This is a genomic window from Bradyrhizobium acaciae (assembly GCF_020889785.1).
GTDB classification, from domain to species: Bacteria; Pseudomonadota; Alphaproteobacteria; order Rhizobiales; family Xanthobacteraceae; genus Bradyrhizobium; species Bradyrhizobium acaciae.
The window spans coordinates 23,354-42,365 of sequence record NZ_JACMYK010000031.1 but is presented as its reverse complement, the minus strand read 5'-3'; the positions used below and the strand labels follow the sequence as shown (position 1 = coordinate 42,365).

Here is a 19,012-nt window from a genome sequence, read left to right as displayed (position 1 = left end):
CTTTCGGATGGAGGTGGACGATGGATGCGCTGTCCGATATTCGGTTCGAAGTCTTCAGCACGTGCCCGCAGTCCGGCACCGTCCCGGCGGCAAGCTATGTCGAGCAGGTGCAGGCCGTCGCCCGCTGGAGCGAAGACGCCGGGTGCAAGGGGATCCTGGTCTACACGGAGAATTCCCTGGTCGATCCCTGGCTCGTCTCTCAGGTCATCATGCAGAGCACCAAGGAGCTCTGTCCGCTGGTCGCGGTGCAGCCGGTCTACATGCATCCGTACAGCGTCGCCAAGATGGTGAGCTCGCTCGCGCATATGTACGGGCGCCGGCTCTATCTGAACATGGTCGCGGGCGGCTACACGACCGAACTTGCGGCGCTCGGCGACGCGACGGCGCACGACAAGCGATACGCCAGGCTCGTCGAGTACACCGGCATCATCAAGCTGCTGCTGGAGAACGCAGGGCCGGTAACTCTCGAAGGAGAATTCCAGACCGTCCGCAATCTCAAGATGACGCCGCAGCTGGCACCGGAGCTACTGCCTGGCGTGTTCGTGTCGGGCTCCTCGGAAGCGGGGCTTGCGGCCGCCAAGGCGCTGGGCGCGACGCCGGTGAGATATCCCAAGCCGGCTGCCGAGTATGGGCAGGCGGACGCCGACTGCACGGGCTCGGGCATACGCGTCGGCATCATTGCGCGCGCGAGCGCCGACGAGGCCTGGCGGGTCGCGCACGAGCGCTTCCCGACCGACAAGAAAGGGCAACTGGCGCACAAGCTGGCCATGAAGGTCTCGGATTCGGCCTGGCACAAACAGATGTCCGATCTCGCGGCCGAGACGGCCGCGCAGAACACGCCCTATTGGCTGGTGCCGTTCGAAAACTACAAAACCTTCTGCCCGTATCTGGTGGGCGACTACGGGGTCGTCTCCGACGAACTCGCGCGCTACGCCGCGGCCGGCTACGGCACGTTCATCCTGGACATCCCGCCCACTCGCGAGGAACTGATCCATACAGGCGAGGTCTTCGGACTGGCGCTGACGAAGGCCCGGCGCCTCAAGTCGTTCGCGCTTCGCGATCCGGCGCGTCAGGGCCTCGCAGGCTAGGCGAGGATCGCCCGATGGAGTTGCGCGCGGATGGATCACGGCGGGGGTTGTGGACGGGCTTCCTGCATTCGGCAAAGCTGTTTCCCGACCGTCCTGCCGTCGTCACGCAGGGCACATCGCTCTCGTATCGGCAGCTTCGCGAGGTCGCAATCCGCATCGCAGCCTGCATCCAGGCCCATCGCGAAGCGTCGTGGACGCCCCTGACCGCCGTGTTCGCGCATCGCAGTCCGGCGGCATTCGCCGGCGTGCTCGGATCGCTGCTGGCCGGACATGGTTACGTGCCGCTGAACCGCACCTTCCCGGTCGAGCGCACCAGGTCGATGTTCGTCCGCTCGGAGTGCCGCTCGATCATCGTCGACGCGGAATCCTTGCCGCAGATGGACGCGCTGGTGGAGAACGCGGACGAATCGCTGCTCGTGATCGCGCCCGGTCTCGAGGATCCGCGCCCCTATCGCGCACGATGGCCGCGGCACACCGTCGTCGGAGCTGCCGATCTCGAAGCATATGCCGACTGGCGCGTGCCGGACGCGCACGGCGACGCGATCGCCTATCTGCTATTCACATCCGGCAGCACCGGGATCCCGAAAGGCGTGATGGTCGCCCACCGCAATGTCACAGCCTATGTCGATCATGCGGTGGAGCGTTTCGCCATCACGGAGCGCGACGTTGTCTCGCAGACCTTCGACATGACGTTCGACCTGTCGGCGTCCGACATGTTCGTGGCGTGGGAACGCGGCGCATGCGTGTGCTGCCCCTCGCAGAAGACGCTGCTCAATCCGGGCCGATTCATCCGCGACCAGGGACTGACGGTCTGGTTCTCGGTGCCCTCGATGGTCGCGCTGATGAAGCAATGCGGTCTCCTGAAGCCGGGAGGGTTTCCCTCGCTCAGGCTGAGCCTGTTCTGCGGCGAGCCGCTGCCCGTCAGCAGTGTCGAGGCCTGGATGATGGCAGCGCCGAACGCCATCGTTGAAAATATCTACGGACCCACCGAGTTGACCATCGCGTGCACCGGCTACCGATGGGATCCGAAGCGGGCGCCGGCCGAATCGGAGATGGGTATCGTGCCGATCGGCGCTCCGTTCCCCGGAATGGACGTGCTCGTCGCCGACGAACGCATGAACGAGGTCGCACCGGGTGCGGATGGCGAACTGCTGATGCGCGGCCCGCAGATGTCGCTCGGCTACTGGAAGGATCCCGACAAGACCGCGACCGCCTTCATCGTCCCGCCCGGACGGACGGATGTGTTCTACCGCACCGGCGACCGCGTGCGCCGGCCTCTCGGCGATGGCCCCCTCACCCATCTCGGCCGCATGGATTCCCAGGTGAAAATCCTCGGCCACAGGGTGGAGCTTGGCGAGGTCGAGGCGGTGGTGCGCGAAGCTGCGGGCGTCGACGGAGTGGTGGCGATCGGCTGGCCCATTACGTCGAGCGGCTATGGCGGCATCGAAGTGCTCATCGAAGGCGGGCCGGTCGATCTCGACGGGCTTCGCGAAGCGGTCGCCGCCCGATTGCCGGACTACATGGTCCCCCGACGATGGCACGTCCGCAACCGGTTGCCCCGCAATGCCAACGGAAAATACGACCGCAAGGCCATGCCGGCGGTTTTGGGAGACAGTCAATGAACGGTCCGACCACGGATGACGTCCGCGCATTCTTCGGAACCTTCCTCAACCAGAAGCTGGAGGACCGCGGACAACGTCCGCTGCGTGATCTCCCCGACGACTACGACCTGCTGCTGTCGGGCGCGCTCGATTCGCTGGCCTTCGTCGAGATGATGATGGCCGCGGGCGAACACTTCGACAGGGAGATCGATTTCGAGAACCTCGATCCCGAACAGATGACGCTGATCGGGCCTCTGTGCCTGTTCGTGTCGGAGCAGTTGAGACCGCATCCGTCATGACGTACGCCAAGATCTTCGCTGCCGATCTCCTGCTTCCGCTGCTGAAGGCGCGGCCGGAGCTGGAGGCCGAACGCGTCAATCCGGACACACTTGCCAGACCGCCGTCTCCGGCGAAGCAGCGGGAGGTGCGATTCTCGGACTTCGAGGCCGTCACGGACCTGAAAGAGCGCTACGGCCTGCCGAAGGACAACCCGGAGAACTGGCACCGGCTGTGGCGGCAGAACCCGGTGCTGGCGGCGACGGGATCGCACGCCGGCATGGGCTGGGTGCTGGAGACCGAGTCCGGCATCGTCGGATACCAGGGCAGCCTGCCGCTGCTCTACCGGCTCGGCGACCGCACGCTGGTCGGCGCGGTCGGCACCGGCCTCGCCATCGATCCGGCCTATCGCGCGCGCAGCATTGGGCTTCTGACCGCGTTCTTCCGGCAGCCCGGTGTCGATATCACCTTCGTGACGTTCGCGATCGAATCCGCACTCAGGCTGTGCAAGGCGCTGCACGCACAGCCGCTGGCGCAGCCCGGCTTCGACAAGGTGCTGTTCTGGGTGCTGGATCCGCCGCGGTTCGCGCAGACGCTGGCATCAAAATTCCGCCTGTCGGGCGGAACGGCCGCGATCGCGAGCGCGCTCGGCGCGACGGTGCTGCGGGCCGACATGGGGCTGCGCCGCGGCCCCGGACGATCTCCCGCGGGACGGCCCGGCGGCGAGTTCGACGTCGCAGCAATCGACGTCAACGACATCGGCGACGAGTTCGAGGACCTCTGGCAGCGCAAGCTCGCCGAGGCGCCGCGGCTGATGGCGGACCGCGGCGCCGCTTCGCTGCGCTGGCACTTTACCATCCCCGGCGGTTCGTCGCGCGCCGCCGTGTTGTGTTGCCGTCACGCCGGGCGTCTGGCGGGCTACGCCATCGTGGAGCATTCGACCGACCGCAAGACCGGCCTGCGCCGCGCGATGCTGGCCGACATCCTGGCAGAAGAGGACGATCCGGAGACGACCGAGGCGCTGCTCGAGGCGGCCTACGCGAACGCCCTCGCCGCCGGTGACGACTTCTTCGAGGTGGTGGGACTGCCCGCGCACGTACGGCAGATCCTGATGCGCTGGAGGCCCTATGTCAGGACCTATCCGACCGATCCGCTGGTCTATCGGACGGCTGACGAGTCTCTCGCCCGGTTCCTCGCCGACGGCAACGGTTGGTACGCCGGCCCGATGGATGGCGACACGACCCTGCTGCCGTAGATCGCCGAGTGAAAGAGAGGGCTGCGTGACCCACGTCGATATGCTCAAGAGCCAGTACGAGGCATTTCCTTATCCGACCAATACGTCGAGCACCGGCGGGTACCGGGAGCTGGTCAATCTCGTGAAGCTGCTTCGTCTGGATTGCGGTTACCACCTCCAGGGCAAGCGAATTCTCGATGCCGGCACCGGCACAGGGCTCCGCTTGCTGGAGCTCGCCGCGGCGTTTCCGGACAATGAATATGTCGGGATCGACTATTCGGAGAACTCGATTGCCTGCGCGGAACGCGCAAGGAACGCCTTTTCCGGCGCACCGGTGTCATTCCGGGTCGGCGATATCATGGCCGCAGATCAGCAAGGCGGACCGTTCGATGTGATCCTGTGCATGGGCGTGCTGCATCATCTGCAGCGGCCTGCCGAAGCGATCGCTCGGCTGTCGCGGCTTCTTACAGCAAGTGGCGTGCTGATTTTCTACGTCTACGGAGAATACGGCTCCGGAGAGCGGATGCGCAGGAAGCGGTTGCTCGGTCACCTGCACGGCCAGGACCAGGTCGGGCAAAAGATCGAGTCGGCAAAGCGCCTCGGCTTCACCGACTTTCCGTACGGCTGGGCGGTTCAAGATCCAACCGACGTCGATCCGATGATCGTCGACGCCTATGTCAACCACTACGAAGTCCTGTACACGCTGGAGAGCATCGCTAAACTGGTTTCGAACAGCTTTACGGCATGCGTTCCTTACGGCTTCACGTTGGAGCGAAACGGACTACTGGTGGAATCGCGGCTCAATGCCCGCTTTGTAATGCCGGTCGCGCGCACCGATCCGAAGGGCAAACTCAATTCGCCTGACCTCGAAGAGGTCTACGCCAAGCTGCCCAAACGCCAGCAACTGCTCGTGCTCGAGGATCTGTATGCGCCGGCAGGTTACACCATGCTAGCCCATAACGGCGGATTCCTCGGGGAGATCAGCCGGCCCGAGCGGCTGACATCGAACACCTGGCAGTGAGCGCTAAAGCGCCGCCAGCACGGCCCTCGCGACATCGGCGGTGCCGTTGCTGCCGCCGAACTCGAACGGCTTGATGCCGCCGGCGTAGACCTTGTCGACCGCGCGCTCGATTCGCTCGCCGGCCTCCGCTGCGCCTTCGAGACCGTGCTTGTCGGCGAGCCAGTCCAGCATCATCGCAGCCGACAGGATCATCGCGGTCGGGTTGGCCTTGCCTTGCCCCATGATGTCGGGTGCCGTGCCGTGACACGGTTGAAAAACGGCGTAGCGATCGCCGATGTCGGCCGACGGCGCCATGCCCATGCCGCCGATCAGGCCGGCGGTGAGATCGGACAGGATGTCGCCGAACATGTTCTCGGTGACCATGACGTCGAAATCCCAGGGACGCTTCACCAGCGCGGCCGCGGTCGCGTCGATATAGAGGTGGTCGGCCCTGACGTCGGGATGGCGCTTCGCGGTCTCGTCGAAGATGCTGCGGAAGAACGCGAACGCCTTGAACACGTTTGCCTTGTCGACGCAGGTCAGCCCGCCATTGACCTTGCCGCGCGCCTTGCGGCGTTCGGCAAGCCGGAACGAGAACTCGAACAGCCGCTCGGAGGTGCGGCGCGTGATCACCATCGTCTCGCGCGCTTCGCCCTCGGTGACGACGCCCTTGCCCATCGAGGCGAACAGGCCTTCGGTCGATTCCCGGATCACGACCAGGTCGATGCCCTTCTGATCGGCGCCGACGATCGTGCTCGCCACACCCGGGATCAATCGCGCGGGCCGCACGCCCGCATAGAGGTCGAAGATCACGCGCAATTCGATCTGCGGCGCGATCTCGGTGTTGTCGGGATAGCGCACCGACGGCAGGCCGCAGGCTCCAAGCAGGATCGCATCGGCCTCCTCGCACAGCCGGATCGTGCTCTCCGGCATCGACTTGCCGGTTTCCTTGTAATGGCCGGCGCCGGCCGCCGCCTCGGTGAAACGGAATTTGAGGCCGGCCGACGCCTCGATCTTGCGCAGCACTTCAAGTGCCGGCGCCATCACCTCGGGGCCGATGCCGTCGCCACCGAGAACTGCGATGTGAAGTGCATCGTTGGCGGACATGGGGATGCCTCAGAACAAATGAGAAATGACCGGCCGTCATTGCGAGGAGCGAAGCGACGAAGCAATCCACGTCGCGGCAAGCGGAGAGATGGATAGCTTCGCTTCGCTCGCAATGACGGCGGTGGCAGTTACGGCGTCAGCACGGCGCGTCCGACCAGCTGGCCCTTCTGCAGATTGGTCAGCGCCTCGTTCGCCTTCGCCAGTGGCATCGGCGTGACCGGGATCGCCGGAATCTTCTTGGTCCGCACGAGGTCGAGCAACTCCTGCGTCTCCCTCAGATTGCCGACATAGCTGCCCTGGATGGTGACGGCCTTGATCGGGATCAGCGGCAGTGCCCAGGTCGCGCCGCCGCCGAACAGGCCGACGATCACGAGCTTGCCGCCCTTGGTCAGGCAGTCGAAACCGAGCTGCGAGGTCTGGGCGTTGCCGACCAGGTCGATCGCGGCACGGATCGGCTGGCCCGCCTTCTTGATCAACTGCTCCAGCGCGTCGGGCGCCTTGCCGTCGACGGTCGCGAGCGCGCCGGCGGCCTCAGCCGCCTCACGCTTCCTGGCGTCGATATCGACCACGATCGCGCCCTTGCCGCCCATCGCCTTCAAGAGCGAGAGCGCCATCAGGCCGAGACCGCCGGCGCCGAAGATCACGATCGGCGTGTCGAGGTCCTTCTCGACCTTCTTCAGTGCGCTGTAGGTCGTGACACCCGAGCAGGCGTAAGGCGCGGCCGTGACCGGATCGAGCCCCTTGAGGTCGAGCAGATATTTCGGATGCGGCACCGTCATGTGATCGGCGTAGCCGCCGTCGCAATAGACGCCGAGCGCATTCGGCTTGATCGCGCACATGTTCTCGTCGCCGCCGAGGCAGGTCGGGCATTTGCCGCAGCCGAGCCAGGGATAGGCCAATGCGACATCGCCGACCTTGAGGCCGCCCTTGTCGGCATCCTTGACATCGGGGCCGAAGGCGATGATCTCGCCGACCGTCTCATGGCCCATCGTGCGCGGCAGCGAGACGCCGCGATCCTTCAGCGACAGCGGCTTGCGGCCATGGCCGAGATCATAGCCGCCTTCCCAGATGTGCAGGTCGCTGTGGCAGACGCCGGCGGCCTTGACCTTGATCAAGACCTGCGTGCCCGACGGCTGCGGTGTCGGATGATCGACCTCTTTCAAGGGGGCGTTGAAATCGACGACCTGGAAACTCTTCATCGCTGTTCTCCCGAAGCTTGTTCTTGCGCGGACCTTGCCACGCCTGCCCGCGCGGGACAAACGCTCATGACCCCATTTTCGAGCAAGCCGCCATGCAGCTCGTTCGAAGGGCCAAGGCCTATTCAGATCAGTGGGTGATGGCAAGCCGCGAACTGGCCGGGTGCCACCACGCGCAGTTCCGGCACCTCGCCGGCACAGCGCGCATCGGCCCGCGGACAGCGGGTGCGGAAGCGACAGCCGGAGGGCGGGGCGATCGGCGACGGCGGCTCGCCGACCGGCACGCTCTGGGTCGGACGACGTCCGGATCGGGCACCGGGATCGCTTCGATGAGCAGCGCGGTATAGGGATGCGCAGGCCGGGCAAACAGCTGCTCCGACGGACCGACCTCGCAAAGCCGGCCGAGATACATCACCGCAACGCGATCTGAGACCGCCTTCACCACCGCGAGGTCGTGGGCGATGAACAGCAGGGTCAGGCCGTAACGCGCCTTCATCTCCTCCAGCAGATTGAGGATCTGGGCACGAATTGAAACGTCGAGCGCGGACACCGGTTCGTCGCAGATCACGAATTCCGGATTGAGCACCAGCGAGCGCGCGATGCAGATGCGCTGGCACTGTCCGCCGGAGAATTCATGCGGCAGCCGCCCGCTCACCAGCGCCGGATCGAGGCCGACCGCCGACAGCACCTCGTCGACGCGCCGCTTGCGCTCCTCGGGGTCCTTGACGCCCGCGATCACCAGCGGCTCGGCGACGATATCGCCGATCCGCCGCCGCGGGTTGAGCGATGCGATCGGGTCCTGAAAGATCAGCTGCACGCGCCGACGCATCTTGCGCAGCGGCTCGCCCTTCAGGGTGGTGAGATCATGCCCGTCGAACAGCACCTTGCCCGAGACGGCCTGGCGCAATTGCAGCACGGCGCGACCGAGCGTGGACTTGCCGCAGCCGGATTCGCCGACCAGCCCCAGCGTCTCGCCGCGCGCGATCTCGAGGCTGACATCGGACACGGCATGGATGGTCTTGCCCCCCACCGAATATTCGACGACGAGGTTTTCCACTTTCATCAGCGGATCGGATGCGGCTTGCAACATCATGCGCCTGCCCCCGCGGCGATCGGATGGAAGCAGGCATAGAGATGCTCTTGCGTCTCAGCAGGGCTGAGCCGCGGCTTTTCGGTGGTACAGCGCCCGGCGGAATAACGGCAGCGCGGCGAGAACGAGCAGCCCTTGAGCGGCCGGGTCGGATCGGGCGGACGTCCCGAAATCGCCGGCAACGGCGTGTGCGGCGCGACGTCGAGCTTCGGCAGCGCCGCGAGCAGCGCCTCGGTGTAGGGCATCCGCATCTGCTTGAACAAGGCCGGCGTCGGCGCGCGCTCGACGACGCGGCCGGCATACATCACCGCGACCTCGTCGGTGCGGCCGGCGACCACGCCGAGGTCATGCGTGATGATGATCATCGCCATATGGCGGCGTTGCTGCTCGCGCGCCAGCAGATCGAGGATCTGCGCCTGGATCGTGACGTCGAGCGCGGTGGTCGGCTCGTCCGCAATCAGCAGCTGCGGCTCGCAGGACAGCGCTATAGCGATCGCGACGCGCTGGCGCATGCCGCCGGAGAGCTGATGCGGATATTGCGCCAGCCGCTGCTCGGGGGCGGGAATGCCTACCGCCGCCAGCAGCTCGATGCTGCGCTGCCTGGCCTGGGCAAGATCGAGCTCGAGATGCTCCTGAATGGTCTCGATCAGCTGGGTGCCGATGGTCAGCACCGGGTTGAGCGATGTCATCGGGTCCTGAAACACCACCGCGAGCGAACGGCCGCGCAGCTTGCGCAATTTCTCTGCCGACAGGGTCGTGAGATCCTGCCCGTTGAACATCACGCGGCCGGACAGCTTCGCCTTCTTGGGCAGCAGTTGCAGGACCGCCCGCGACAGCATGGTCTTGCCGCAGCCGGACTCGCCGACAATGCCTAGCGTCCTGCCGGCGCCGACGGCGAGATCGATATGGTCCACCGCCCGCAGATTGCCGCGCGGCGTCGGCAGGTCGACCACCGCGTCCTCGACCGAAAGCAATGCACCGCTCATAGTGCACCCTGCCTTGGATCGGTCAGCGCGCGCATCGTGTCGCCGATCAGGTTGAACGCGAGCACGGTCAGGAACATCGCGATCGCCGGAATGAAGGCGAGCATTGGCGCGACATCAAGGCTTTCACGTCCCTCGCCGATCATGCTGCCCCAGCTCGAGATCGGCGGCGGCACACCGAGGCCGAGGAAGGACAGCGAGCCCTCGACCACGATGGTGACGGCGACCCCGAGCAGGAAGAAGGCGAGCAGCGGCAGCAGCACGTTGGGCAGCAGCTCACGCAGCAGGATGCGCGCATGCGTGGCGCCGAGCGCCTGCGCCGCGATGACGAATTCGCGTCGCGCCAGCGTCAGGGTCGCCGCCCGCGACACCCGCATGAAGGCGGGAATGCCGAGCACGCCGAGGATGCAGGTCAGGTTGAAGATCGATTGGCCGAGATAGGCGGTGACCGCCAGCGCCAGGATCAGCGGCGGGAACGCCAGCAGCACATCCATGCTGCCGACCACGAAGGATTCGAAACGGCCTCGGAAATAGCCGGCGAGCATGCCGAGCGCGCCGCCGATGGTGACCCCGATCATCGGCGCGCAGAGGCCGACGATCAGCGAGATCCGCGCGCCGTAGATCAGCCGCGACAGCTCGTCACGGCCGAGACCGTCGGTGCCGAGCCAATGCTCGGCCGAGATCGGCGCCCGCCGCTCCAGCATGTCCATGTCGGTCGGGCTCGGCAGCGGCAGCAGATCGGCAAAGATCGCGACCGCAAACACCAGCACCATCCAGCCGATCGCGAACCAGAACAGCATGCCGAGCCGGCGGCGGCGGACCGGCGTCGCACCGGCCTCTTCCTCGAGACTGAGCTCAAGCGTGGCCATGGCGAATCCTCGGGTCGAGCACGGCGTAGAGCATGTCGACGATGAAGTTCATGATCACGAAACCGGCGGCGACCAGCAGCACCACGCCCTGCAAGATGATGAGATCGCGGGTAAGGATCGCGCCAACCAGCAGACGTCCGATTCCGGGCAAGGCAAAGATCGTCTCGACGATGACGGCGCCGCCGATCAGGCGGCCGATATTGATGCCCGTGATGGTGACGAGCGTCAGCGACGACGGCTTCAGCGCGTGTACGAACAGGATGCGCGACGGCTTCAGGCCCTTCGCCTTGGCGAGCGCGATATAGTCCTCCTGCAACGCCGCGATCATGTCGGAGCGCAGCACGCGCATGATACCCGGCCATTCCGCAAGCCCGAGCGTCAGCGCCGGCAGCACCATGAAACGCAGATTAGCGACCGGGTCCTCGGTGAACGGCACATAGCCGGTCGCCGGCAACAGCCGCAGCTCGACCGCGAACAGATAGATCAGCAGGATCGCGGACAGGAAGGTCGGCACCGACAGCATGCCGAAGGCCGAGCCGGTCATCAAACGGTCGAAAGCGCTGCCGGCCTTGGCCGCGCAGGCGATCGCGAGCGGCACGCCGATCGCAAGCCCGATCAGCTCGGCCAGGATCATCAGCTCGAACGAGACCGGGATGCGCTCGCTGACCGCCTGCAGCACGGTCTGCCCGGTGCGAAAGGATCGTCCGAAATCACCCTGCAGGATGTGCCACAGCCAGCCGAGATAGCGCAGCCAGATCGGCTGATCGAGCCCCATGTCGTGGCGCAGCGCCGCGACGTTCTCCGGCGTCGCCTGGTCGCCGAGGATCACGTAGGCCAGATCGCCAGGCAACAGCGAGGCGATCACGAAGGTCAGAACCGAGACCGCGATCAGCACCGGCACCAGATAGAGGAGCCTGCGCACGACGAAGAACAGCATGAAAGGCTATTCCTTCCAGGCGTAGGAGACGTCGAGCACCCCGTTGAACATCTTCGGAACGCCCTTCACCTTCGCGCTCGAGATCGCGTAGTAGGTGTTCTGGAAGGTCCAGAACCAGATCGCCTCCTTGTTGATCAGGCGGCTGATCGCGCAATAATCGTCGGTGCGCTGGGCGACGTCGGCGGTGGTTCGCGCATGCTCCAGCAGCCGGTCGAGCTCCGGATTGGAGTAGTTCGCCAGCGCCACCGGGCTGCCAGTGTGGAAATTGGCGTACATCTGCGGATCGGGATCGGCGAGATCGACGATGCGCCACGGCGTCAGCTGAAACTGGCGCATGAAGGCGCGCGGCGGAATGGTCGCCTGATCGACCTGCTCGATCTCCATGTTGGCGCCGATGCGTTTCCAGAATTGCTGCAGCACCTGACCGCCGGTGCGGCCACGCGGCGTCGCCGTGACCAGCATCTTGAACTCGACCGGCTTGCCGTAGTCCTTGAGCAGCGCCTTGGCCTTTTCGACATCGTAGGGCAACGCGCCGTCGTCCTTGCACTTCACCCAGGAGCCGTCGCCATAGGGATTGCTGGCCGGTCGCGCCAGCCCATTGGTGATCGCTTGCGACATCTTGTTGCGGTCGAGCGCCATCACCAGCGCCTGGCGCACGCGCACGTCGTCGAGCGGTGGAACCTTGGTGTTGAAGGCGGCGACTGAAGCCCCCGAGCCTTGATAGGTATGCACGGTCAGACTCGTGTCTTTGCGTGCCTTGATGATGTTGTCGGCGTCGGCCTCGTCGTCCCAGATGATGTCGGCCTCACCCGATTGCAGCGAGGCGAAGCGCGACTGCGCATCCGGCAGCGGCTTCAGGATGATGCGGTCGAGATAGGGCTTGCCCTTGTCCCAATAATCCGGGTTCTTCTCGAGCACCATGCGGTCGCCGGCGGTCCAGGATTTCAGGATGTAGGGACCGGTGCCGACCGGGTTGCGATTGTAATCGTCGCCCTTGGTCTTCCACGCGGTTGGCGACTGCATCACGTTGTTGGAGCTCTGGATCGACTGGGTCGCCGGAAAATTCACCGACGGGTCGCTGAAATTGTAGACCACCGTCAGGTCATCGACCGCGTTCACGCTGATGATGCTCGTGATGTAGAAGGCGCAGCGGCACTTGTTGGCCGGATCCTTCTGGCGGTCGAAATTCTCCTTCACCGCCTGCGCATTGAACGGCGTGCCGTCATGGAATTTGACGCCGGGCCGCAGCTTGATGGTCCAGGTCTTGAAGTCGTCGGAATGCGTCCACGACAGCGCGAGCTTCGGCTTCGGCTCGCCCTTGTCGTCGAGCGTGGTCAGCGTGTCGAAAATCGCGGCCGCTGCGGTGTTCGCCGACGTGTCGTAGACGCCGACCTTGAGCGGGTCGAAACCCGGAATGTCGAGCTCCTGGCCGACGGTCAGCGTGCCGCCCTGCTTCTGCGCATGGACCGGTGCAGCTGATACCACCGCACCTAATCCCGCCACAAGAAATATGCGCGCAACTGCGTGCGCGCGCCCGGCCAACTTCATCAATGCTCCCTCCCAGATGGGCGACGTCCGGTGTTCCGGATCATCGTATGTTCGGAGGCAGCTTGTCTGGAATCGCTGCGCGCGACAAGACCGTAAAACGGATGAAAAGCCGCAGGCTTAACTGCGCGCGGTTTTCGCCGGTTGCGCTGCAAAGCCTGCGATCTGATCCTCAGAGAGGCCGATCTCCTTCAGATAGGACAGCGTGTGCTCGCCGAGCGTCGACATCCGCTTGCGCGCTCCGACCGTCGCACCGGACATGCGGAATGGCAGATTGAGCACCTTGAAGCTGCCGCCGCCGTCCTCGACCTCGGCCAGCGCGCTGCGATGGGCGATTTGCGGATCGGCGAGTGCCTCGCGCACGGTGCGATAGGCCGACGACGGCACGCCATACTCGTTGAGCGCAACAAGACAGGCTTGCGTGCTGACCGCGCGCGACCACGCCTCGACGCCCTCCATCAAGCCCGCCCAGTTGTCGCGCCGATCGGAATATTTGGCAAAGCGCGGATCGGACACCCATTCGGGCCGGCCGATCACCTGCATCAGGTTCTGGAACGTCTTCTCGCTGGCGATCGCCACCATCACGTAGCCGTCGGTGGTTTCGATCGGGCCGAACATCGGCCGCTGCGGCGGCTTCACCTCGAACTGCGCCGCCTGCACTTCGTTCAGGGTGAGGCTCAGCATCGATTCCAGCATCGAGACGTCGATATGCTGGCCCTTGCCGCTGGCAGCACGCTGATAGAGCGCCGCCGAGATCGCGCCGAAGGCATAGACGCCGGTCAGCACGTCGGCGTGATAGATCCCGCAATAGTCCGGCCGGCTGCGGCCCGGCTGGTAGGCGAGATGCGCCATCTCGTAGCCCGAGGCGGCATGGATCACCGGCGCATAGGCCGGCAATTCCGCCGACGGGCCGGTCTGGCCGTAGCCGGAGATCGAGCAGAAGATCAGTTTTGGATTGATATCGCGGACCGAGGCATAGTCGAGCTCGAGCCGCCGCATCACGCCGGGGCGGAAATTCTCCACCAGCACGTCGGCGGTCGCGATCAGCCGGCACACGGCTTCGACACCGGCCGGCGACTTCAGGTCGAGCACCAGACTGTTCTTGCCGATATTGAGCTGGCCGAATGCGGTCGAGCAATTGTTGCGCACCGGCGGCCGCGTCCGCATCGTCTCGCCCTCGCCGGGCTCGATCTTGATCACCTCCGCGCCCATGTCGGCGAGCATCCGCGTGCAATGAGGTCCGGCGATCGTGGTCGAAAAATCGAGCACGCGAAGGCCGTCAAAGCTCCGTGTCAAATTCCCCTCATCGTCAGCGGCTATTGTCGTTGCCAAGGCTTCCTCCACCTTCGTCATTTCGTTGTTCGGCGTCGCGTGACCCTAAAGTGAGCCGCCCTGACAGGAAAGCGTCTCGTCCAGACCGGGGCCGCGGGCCGTCTTGCATTTTACTCAAAGGCAGATTGGACCCGATCTTGCATGGCCCTGTCACGGGCTGGAACGAGGGCGCTTGTTGAAGGTCTTATTCGTCACGACCGAGATGGACGATTTCGTCCGCGTGGGCGGGCTCGGCGCCGTTTCCGCTGCACTTCCCCGGGCGCTCCGGCCCTGGAGCGACGCGCGGATCATACTTCCCGGTTACCGGGACGTCGTCGAACAGTTCACGCATATTGAAATCGTTGGACAATGCGCAGCGCTTGCCGAGATGCCGGCCTGCACGCTCGGCCGCGCATCGACCAAAGACGGGCTGCCGGTCTATGTGCTGCTGTGTCCAGAGCTCTACGACCGGCCGGGCAATCCCTATGGCGATGAGTTCGGCCGCGACTGGCCCGACAACGACATCCGCTTCGGCCGGTTTGCCTCCGCCGCTGCCGAACTTGCAGCCGGAACGCTGGACAAGAATTGGGCAGCGGACCTCGTTCACGCCAACGACTGGCAGGCCGCGCTCACACCAGCCTACCTCGCATGGCGTCAGCTGCGGATTCCGTCGATCCTGACCATCCACAATCTCGCCTATCAGGGCCTGTTCCCGAAGGACTCGCTGCGGCGGATCGGCGCACCGGAGAGCTCTTTCCATATCGACGGGCTGGAGTTCTACGACAAGCTCTCCTTCCTCAAGGGCGGCCTCGTCTACGCTTCGCATCTGACCACTGTCAGCGCGACCTATGCCAAGGAGATCACGACCGCCGAGCTCGGCTGCGGGCTGGAAGGCCTGCTGCGCCTCCGCTCCGACGCCGACCAGCTGACCGGCATCCTGAACGGCATCGACGAGAGCTGGGACCCGCGTCACTGCGCGCAGCTCGCACAGCCGTTCGGCGCCGGCGACTGGAAGGGCAAGCAGGCCAACGCCGACTATGTCCGCCGGCAATTCGGGCTTGCGGTCTCGCGTGGGCCGATCTTCGGCCTGGTTGCGCGGCTCGTGCATCAGAAGGGCGTCGACCTCGTGCTGTCGGCTGCCGACGAGATCATCAGGGACGGCGGGCAGATCGTCGTCACCGGCAGCGGCGAAACCGCGATCGAGGATGCGCTGGTGGCCGCCCATCGGCGCCGCCCCGACGCGATCGGCGTCATCATCGGATTCAACGACGCGCAGGCGCGCCGGATCTTCGCCGGCAGCGACTTCACCTTGATGCCGTCGCGCTTCGAGCCCTGCGGCCTCAGCCAGATGTATGCCCAGCGCTTCGGCTCGCTGCCGATCGGCCACCAGACCGGCGGGCTTGCGGAGACCATCGCCGACGGCGAGACCGGCTTCCTGTTCGCGCAGCCGTCGGCGGAATCCTTCCTCGGCGGCGTCAGGCGCGCCTTCGACGCCTATCGCGCCAAGGATCGCCTCAACGCCATGCGTTCGAGCGCGATGGCCAAGTCCTACAGCTGGGACCTGTCGGCCGCCTGCTACGGCGCGCTGTACAGAAAGCTCATCATGCCGCGGGCGGCGGCGTAAGGCTTTCGACTCGCAAGCTTGTGAAGGAGGCCGCTCTGGCATCCCAGCCGGTTTGTGACATTCCGTCTCCGCCGCCGGGCCCATTCGTGCGATCATGTCCGCACCCATGGCTATTTGCCTGGACGATCGCGCAAGCATGAAATTGGCAATGATGGACTTTTTGCAAAACCCGATTGCGATGGAGGAACATCATGGACGTCAACGAGGAGCGTCTTAATTCATTCATGGGAAAGATGATTGGCGATGTCGGCGCGGCGATGAACGCCTCGCTGATGCTGCTGGGAGACAAGCTCGGGCTCTACAAGACTCTCGCAGAGCAAGGTCCGATGAACGCCGCGGCCCTGGCCAAGGCAACGGGAACAACCGGGCGTTACGTTCAGGAATGGCTCTCGGCGCAGGCAGCGTCCGGCTACGTCGAATACGACAGCGCCACCGGAAAATTCTCGATGCTGCCCGAGCAGGCGCTGGCACTTGCCAACGAGGACAGCCCGGTCTTCCTGGGCGCTGTGGGGAGCCTTGTCGGCGCGACCTTTCTCGACGAGCCGAAGATTACCGATGCGTTCAAGACCGGCAAGGGCGTCGGCTGGAACAGGCGCAGCGAGTGCCTCTTCTGTGGCACCGCCCGCTTCTTCCGCACCAGCTACAAGCACTATCTGGTCCAGGAATGGCTGCCCGCGCTCGAGGGCGTCGTCGACAAGCTGAAGAAAGGCGCCATCGTGGCTGACGTCGGCTGCGGCCACGGCGTCTCGACACGGTTGATGGCGGAGGCCTTTCCGAAATCAACCTTCTACGGCTTCGACTATCACGAGGGCTCGATCCACGCCGCGCGGCAGTCCGCGCGGGAGGCCGGACTGTCGGACCGCGTTCATTTCCAGACGCACTCCGCCAAGGACTTCCCTGCCAACAACTATGACCTGGTGTGCTTCTTCGACTGCCTGCACGACATGGGAGATCCGGTCGGCGCCCTCAAGCACACCCGCTCCACCCTCGCCGACGACGGCACCTGCATGTTGATCGAGCCGTTCGCCAACGACCGGCTGGAGGACAACCTCAACCCGATCGGACGCATCTACTACGCCGCTTCGACCATGATCTGCACGCCGGCGTCGCTGGATCAGGAAGTCGGGCTCGCGCTCGGCGCGCAGGCCGGAGAGACCAGATTGCGCGAAGTCGCGCGTCAGGCCGGCTTCTCACGTTTCCGCCGCGCGGCGGAAACGCCGTTCAACCTGATCCTGGAAGCTCGACCGTAACCGCACAACGCAATTGGACGGCGGGATCACACCGCCGTCCAACGCTCTCAATGCCGGCCGGATCGGCGGCTACGCCGTCAGCGTCCTCTACCAGTCCTGCGATTGCCAGTAGTACTGGCCGCCGCGCCGGCGCGGATTGGCCGCTTGCGGATTGCCATAATACGGATTGCCGTACTGGGTCGGCCCTTGAGGATTGCCGTATTGGGGATAGCCGTATTGGGTGCCGGACTGGGGATTCCAGCTGCGCTGGGAGAAGAAGCCGAAACCATCCTCGTCCCTGCTTGCAACCGGGTAATCCTCATCCATCGGCCGCGGGGTCGGCTTGCGCGTGATGAAACCACCCTGGGGCTGGTTGCTCAGCACGGCGACGAACTCGGTGCGGTAGTTGGTCTCGGCGCTCAACGGCTCATCCGAAATGATGATCGAGGAGCGCGGCACGGCGGTCGGCGCAATGCGATCCAGCACATCCTGCGGGATGGTGACGCGGTCGAGCGCATCCTTGGCGTTGTCGCCATCGTCGATCGTCACCTCGGTCCAGCGCAGGCCGGAGTCGTTGCGCGCCATCGCCGTGAAGATATGCGTGCCGATCGGCTTGTCCGGATCACGGATCGTGACGGGAACCTCGATGCTGGAATCGAACACCTCGCCGCCGTCAGCCCATGGCTTATGGGTGTTGCGCCGGACGTAGAGCTTCTGCGTGGCACGGCTGATGTAGACCGAGACCGGCTCCAGCGCGAGCTTGGCCTCGGTCGCCGCCTTCTGGGCGTCGGCCTTCTTGCTCTCGGCCGCCTTGAAGGCTTCCTTCGCGGCGGCTGCGGCATCGAGCTTCGGCTTCGCGTCGCCTTGAGCGGCCTCGAACTGGGTGGTCGCTTCGGCAGCCTTGGCGACGGCCTTCTGCTTCAAATCCTCGGCACGCGCCTTGGCCTGGTCGGATTTAGCCGCGGCGAGCGTCTTGTCGGCGAACGCCACCGCGGCGTCGGCGCGGGTCTTGATCTGTTCCAGCCTGCGCAGCGACGCCGGCGTGGACTGTGCCGCTTCCTTCGTCGCAACCGCGGAAGCCTTCTTCGCCTCGTCAGCGGTCTTGGCGGCATCCGCCGCCTCGCGAGCCAGCTTCTCGGCACGCGCCGGAGCAGCCGCGATGGCCTGTGCGTTCGGCACGAACAGCGCCGGGTGGGTGAAATCGACCGGCTCCGGGTCGTTCGGCGCGATGATCACGCGCATTCCGATTCGCGTCCGGTCGAACAGCTTCTCGGCAAAGTCATAGGGCATCCGGACGCAGCCGTGGGAAGCCGCATAGCCCGGCAGCGGTCCGCCATGCAGCGCAATGCCGTTCCAGGTGATGCGCTGCATGTTCGGCATCCAGGCATCGTCGTACATGGTCGAGTGATGGTCCTTGTCCTTCTCGACCAGCGCAAAGATGCCGGCCGGCGTCTCGCGTCCCTTGACGCCGCTCGACACCGGCGCGCGGTAGATCCAGCCGTCCGCGTCGTAGAACGTGACTTTTTGGGCCTTGATCGACACGATCGCCATGATCGGCTCGCCCGCGGTACGCGGTGCCGTCGCCTCGATGGTTGCCGCGGAACGCTGCTGCTTTGCCGCCGCGCCGCCGGTCAGTGGCGCAAGTGTGACCATCGCTGCGAATGTCACAATGGCGGGATGCCCCCAACGCCGCATCGCTCCGGTGGTTTGCGCCGTCGTCGTTCGATTTACCATGCGATTCCTCGGTCGAAATGCCTGCCCGCGCTGAGTCGATCCGTACCAGATCACGATTTTGGATTGATTAATCGCTGCCGCGGTTCCACGCCGCAGACCCTCGCTCTGGGGACTATTCATTCATATATGACGGCGGATGCAGGAGGAAGAGTACCGCCCGGCCAAAACCGCCCTGCGACAGCCGAAAT

General features: G+C 65.1%; 15 protein-coding genes and 1 pseudogene. 7 read left to right on the top strand and 9 right to left on the bottom strand.

Annotated features, from left to right (window positions below; genetic code table 11):
• Positions 1-20 precede the first annotated feature (20 nt).
• From H8A92_RS15290 to H8A92_RS15270, 5 genes are read left to right on the top strand one after another with little or no spacing between them, the layout of a single operon-like run.
• Positions 21-1,088, top strand: a complete 1,068-nt coding sequence (locus H8A92_RS15290; protein ID WP_229196561.1) for an LLM class flavin-dependent oxidoreductase — start codon at positions 21-23, stop codon at positions 1,086-1,088.
• A 14-nt stretch (positions 1,089-1,102) separates the two neighbouring features.
• Positions 1,103-2,710 (top strand): amino acid adenylation domain-containing protein, encoded by a 1,608-nt coding sequence (locus H8A92_RS15285; protein WP_229196560.1) that lies wholly within the window; start codon positions 1,103-1,105, stop codon positions 2,708-2,710.
• Positions 2,707-2,988, top strand: a complete 282-nt coding sequence (locus H8A92_RS15280) for an acyl carrier protein (RefSeq protein WP_229196559.1) — start codon at positions 2,707-2,709, stop codon at positions 2,986-2,988. The genes H8A92_RS15285 and H8A92_RS15280 overlap by 4 nt, the downstream gene beginning before the upstream one ends.
• Positions 2,985-4,220 carry a hypothetical protein gene (locus H8A92_RS15275; RefSeq protein WP_229196558.1) on the top strand — a complete coding sequence of 412 codons (1,236 nt, stop codon included), beginning with the start codon at positions 2,985-2,987 and terminating at the stop codon, positions 4,218-4,220. The genes H8A92_RS15280 and H8A92_RS15275 overlap by 4 nt, the downstream gene beginning before the upstream one ends.
• 40 nt (positions 4,221-4,260) lie before the next feature.
• The gene (locus H8A92_RS15270; protein ID WP_229196557.1) at positions 4,261-5,220 is read left to right on the top strand and encodes a class I SAM-dependent methyltransferase; all 960 of its coding nucleotides are present in this window, start codon (positions 4,261-4,263) and stop codon (positions 5,218-5,220) included.
• Positions 5,221-5,223: 3 nt separating this feature from the next.
• Here H8A92_RS15270 and H8A92_RS15265 read toward each other — a convergent pair whose 3' ends face one another.
• The 8 genes and pseudogenes from H8A92_RS15265 to H8A92_RS15230 form a co-directional block, all read right to left on the bottom strand.
• Complete coding sequence (locus tag H8A92_RS15265; protein ID WP_229196556.1) at positions 5,224-6,306, bottom strand: isocitrate/isopropylmalate dehydrogenase family protein; 1,083 nt, start codon at positions 6,304-6,306, stop codon at positions 5,224-5,226.
• Positions 6,307-6,434: 128 nt separating this feature from the next.
• The gene (locus tag H8A92_RS15260; RefSeq protein ID WP_229196555.1) at positions 6,435-7,505 is read right to left on the bottom strand and encodes an alcohol dehydrogenase; all 1,071 of its coding nucleotides are present in this window, start codon (positions 7,503-7,505) and stop codon (positions 6,435-6,437) included.
• A 122-nt stretch (positions 7,506-7,627) separates the two neighbouring features.
• Positions 7,628-8,595, bottom strand: a pseudogene (locus H8A92_RS15255) (ABC transporter ATP-binding protein).
• A complete protein-coding gene (locus H8A92_RS15250; RefSeq protein ID WP_229196554.1) occupies positions 8,592-9,578 on the bottom strand; it encodes an ABC transporter ATP-binding protein in 987 nt (328 codons plus the stop codon). The pseudogene H8A92_RS15255 and the gene H8A92_RS15250 overlap by 4 nt, the downstream one beginning before the upstream one ends.
• On the bottom strand, positions 9,575-10,444 hold the full coding sequence (locus H8A92_RS15245; RefSeq protein WP_229196553.1) for an ABC transporter permease: 870 nt from the start codon (positions 10,442-10,444) through the stop codon (positions 9,575-9,577). Before H8A92_RS15245 ends, H8A92_RS15250 begins: the two co-directional genes overlap by 4 nt.
• Positions 10,431-11,381 (bottom strand): ABC transporter permease, encoded by a 951-nt coding sequence (locus H8A92_RS15240; RefSeq protein ID WP_229196552.1) that lies wholly within the window; start codon positions 11,379-11,381, stop codon positions 10,431-10,433. The genes H8A92_RS15245 and H8A92_RS15240 overlap by 14 nt, the downstream gene beginning before the upstream one ends.
• 6 nt (positions 11,382-11,387) lie before the next feature.
• Positions 11,388-12,866, bottom strand: a complete 1,479-nt coding sequence (locus H8A92_RS15235; protein ID WP_229196551.1) for an ABC transporter substrate-binding protein — start codon at positions 12,864-12,866, stop codon at positions 11,388-11,390.
• A 180-nt stretch (positions 12,867-13,046) separates the two neighbouring features.
• Positions 13,047-14,279: a CaiB/BaiF CoA transferase family protein gene (locus H8A92_RS15230; protein ID WP_229196550.1), complete on the bottom strand. Its 1,233-nt coding sequence runs from the start codon at positions 14,277-14,279 to the stop codon at positions 13,047-13,049.
• A gap of 154 nt (positions 14,280-14,433) precedes the next feature.
• On the opposite strand from H8A92_RS15230, the gene glgA reads away from it, so the two are divergent.
• Together glgA and H8A92_RS15220 are read left to right on the top strand one after the other, a co-directional pair.
• Positions 14,434-15,861, top strand: a complete 1,428-nt coding sequence (gene glgA / locus H8A92_RS15225; protein ID WP_229196549.1) for a glycogen synthase GlgA — start codon at positions 14,434-14,436, stop codon at positions 15,859-15,861.
• A 191-nt stretch (positions 15,862-16,052) separates the two neighbouring features.
• Positions 16,053-17,111: a class I SAM-dependent methyltransferase gene (locus H8A92_RS15220; protein WP_229196548.1), complete on the top strand. Its 1,059-nt coding sequence runs from the start codon at positions 16,053-16,055 to the stop codon at positions 17,109-17,111.
• Between the two features lie 87 nt (positions 17,112-17,198).
• Here the strand turns inward: H8A92_RS15220 and H8A92_RS15215 are convergent, their stop codons facing one another.
• Entirely contained in the window at positions 17,199-18,824 is a 1,626-nt protein-coding gene (locus tag H8A92_RS15215; protein WP_229196547.1) for a L,D-transpeptidase, read from the bottom strand.
• Positions 18,825-19,012 lie beyond the last annotated feature (188 nt).

What these genes read in the sequence shown, in the direction of transcription:
- H8A92_RS15290 (WP_229196561.1), top strand. Translation starts at nt 21, where the DNA reads ATGGATGCGCTGTCCGATATTCGGTTCGAAGTCTTCAGCACGTGCCCG.
- H8A92_RS15285 (WP_229196560.1), top strand. Translation starts at nt 1,103, where the DNA reads ATGGAGTTGCGCGCGGATGGATCACGGCGGGGGTTGTGGACGGGCTTC.
- H8A92_RS15280 (WP_229196559.1), top strand. Translation starts at nt 2,707, where the DNA reads ATGAACGGTCCGACCACGGATGACGTCCGCGCATTCTTCGGAACCTTC.
- H8A92_RS15275 (WP_229196558.1), top strand. Translation starts at nt 2,985, where the DNA reads ATGACGTACGCCAAGATCTTCGCTGCCGATCTCCTGCTTCCGCTGCTG.
- H8A92_RS15270 (WP_229196557.1), top strand. Translation starts at nt 4,261, where the DNA reads ATGCTCAAGAGCCAGTACGAGGCATTTCCTTATCCGACCAATACGTCG.
- H8A92_RS15265 (WP_229196556.1), bottom strand. Translation starts at nt 6,306, where the DNA reads ATGTCCGCCAACGATGCACTTCACATCGCAGTTCTCGGTGGCGACGGC.
- H8A92_RS15260 (WP_229196555.1), bottom strand. Translation starts at nt 7,505, where the DNA reads ATGAAGAGTTTCCAGGTCGTCGATTTCAACGCCCCCTTGAAAGAGGTC.
- H8A92_RS15250 (WP_229196554.1), bottom strand. Translation starts at nt 9,578, where the DNA reads ATGAGCGGTGCATTGCTTTCGGTCGAGGACGCGGTGGTCGACCTGCCG.
- H8A92_RS15245 (WP_229196553.1), bottom strand. Translation starts at nt 10,444, where the DNA reads ATGGCCACGCTTGAGCTCAGTCTCGAGGAAGAGGCCGGTGCGACGCCG.
- H8A92_RS15240 (WP_229196552.1), bottom strand. Translation starts at nt 11,381, where the DNA reads ATGCTGTTCTTCGTCGTGCGCAGGCTCCTCTATCTGGTGCCGGTGCTG.
- H8A92_RS15230 (WP_229196550.1), bottom strand. Translation starts at nt 14,279, where the DNA reads ATGACGAAGGTGGAGGAAGCCTTGGCAACGACAATAGCCGCTGACGAT.
- H8A92_RS15220 (WP_229196548.1), top strand. Translation starts at nt 16,053, where the DNA reads ATGGACGTCAACGAGGAGCGTCTTAATTCATTCATGGGAAAGATGATT.
- H8A92_RS15215 (WP_229196547.1), bottom strand. Translation starts at nt 18,824, where the DNA reads ATGGTAAATCGAACGACGACGGCGCAAACCACCGGAGCGATGCGGCGT.